Genomic DNA, 1,681 nt, shown 5'->3' with positions numbered 1-1,681 from the left:
ACCTTTGGCTTGTCACACAGCCTGGCTATAATCCGCAGGCTTCAAATCGGCCGGCTCCGCTCCGGTCGTTCCCGCCACCCGCACGAGGGGCGCTGCAGCGGGTAGGGCCTGTGTCCACAGACCCTGCCTGTCAGGCTCGTACGGGGCGCGTCCCGGCCGGCATCCGCCGACCGCCAAACGCATCAACGGCGCCCATTCGCAGACAACGAATGGAGAGTTACGCATGAGCGCTGTCATGACGCCTGCCGGTTTCACCGACTTCAAGGTCGCCGACATTTCCCTGGCCGCCTGGGGCCGCCGCGAGCTGATCATCGCCGAGTCCGAAATGCCGGCACTGATGGGCCTGCGCCGCAAGTACGCCGCCAGCCAACCGCTGAAAGGCGCGAAGATTCTCGGCTGCATCCACATGACCATCCAGACCGGCGTGCTCATCGAGACCCTCACCGCCCTTGGCGCCGAGGTTCGCTGGTCGTCCTGCAACATCTTCTCCACCCAGGACCAGGCCGCCGCCGCCATCGCCGCCGCCGGCATCCCGGTGTTCGCCTGGAAGGGCGAGACCGAGCAGGAGTACGAATGGTGCATCGAGCAGACCATCCTGAAAGATGGCCAGCCGTGGGACGCCAACATGGTGCTGGACGACGGCGGTGACCTGACCGAGATCCTGCACAAGAAATACCCGGCGATGCTGGCGAAGATCCACGGCATCACCGAAGAAACCACCACCGGCGTGCACCGCCTGCTCGACATGCTCAAGGCCGGCACCCTGAAAGTCCCGGCGATCAACGTCAACGACGCGGTCACCAAGAGCAAGAACGACAACAAGTACGGCTGCCGCCACAGCCTGAACGACGCCATCAAGCGCGGCACCGACCACCTGCTGTCGGGCAAGCAGGCCCTGGTGATCGGCTACGGCGACGTGGGCAAGGGCTCCGCCCAGTCCCTGCGCCAGGAAGGCATGATCGTGAAGGTTTCCGAAATCGACCCGATCTGCGCCATGCAGGCCTGCATGGACGGCTTCGAGCTGGTTTCCCCGTACAAGAACGGCCTGAACGACGGCACCGAAGCCAGCGTCGACGCCGCTCTGCTGGGCAAGATCGACCTGATCGTCACCACCACCGGCAACGTCAACGTCTGCGACGCCGGCATGCTCAAGGCCCTGAAGAAGCGCGCCGTGGTGTGCAACATCGGTCACTTCGACAATGAGATCGACACCGCCTTCATGCGCAAGAACTGGGCCTGGGAAGAGGTCAAGCCGCAGGTGCACAAGATCCACCGCACCGGCGCCGGCGATTTCGATCCGGCCAACGACGACTACCTGATCCTGCTGGCCGAAGGCCGTCTGGTGAACCTGGGCAACGCCACCGGCCACCCGAGCCGCATCATGGACGGCTCCTTCGCCAACCAGGTACTGGCGCAGATTTTCCTGTTCGAGCAGAAGTACGCCGACCTCTCCGCCGAGAAGAAAGCCCAGCGCCTGACCGTCGAAGTGCTGCCGAAGAAACTCGACGAAGAAGTGGCCCTGGAAATGGTGAAAGGCTTCGGTGGCGTGGTCACCCAGCTGACCCCGAAACAGGCCGAGTACATCGGCGTTACCGTCGAAGGTCCGTTCAAGCCGGACACCTACCGCTACTAAGGCCAGCAGCGGCAGGTACCGGGCGGCGCACGGAGCAACCGTGCGCCG

Annotated in this window: 1 protein-coding gene and 1 riboswitch; the gene reads left to right on the top strand. The window is 64.2% G+C overall.

Annotated elements, in window-relative coordinates:
* Positions 1 to 78: 78 nt before the first annotated feature.
* A riboswitch (S-adenosyl-L-homocysteine riboswitch) is annotated at positions 79 to 201 on the top strand.
* 22 nt (positions 202 to 223) lie between these two features.
* Entirely contained in the window at positions 224 to 1,633 is a 1,410-nt protein-coding gene (ahcY, locus tag P3W75_RS14165; RefSeq protein WP_276227990.1) for an adenosylhomocysteinase, read from the top strand.
* The last annotated feature ends 48 nt before the right edge of the window (positions 1,634 to 1,681 follow it).

This window comes from Pseudomonas citronellolis (genome assembly GCF_029335315.1).
Taxonomy (GTDB): domain Bacteria; phylum Pseudomonadota; class Gammaproteobacteria; order Pseudomonadales; family Pseudomonadaceae; genus Pseudomonas; species Pseudomonas citronellolis_A.
Note: the sequence above shows the minus strand (reverse complement) of the source record. Positions and strands in the feature narration are given on the sequence as shown.

What these genes read in the sequence shown, in the direction of transcription:
- ahcY (WP_276227990.1), top strand. Translation starts at nt 224, where the DNA reads ATGAGCGCTGTCATGACGCCTGCCGGTTTCACCGACTTCAAGGTCGCC.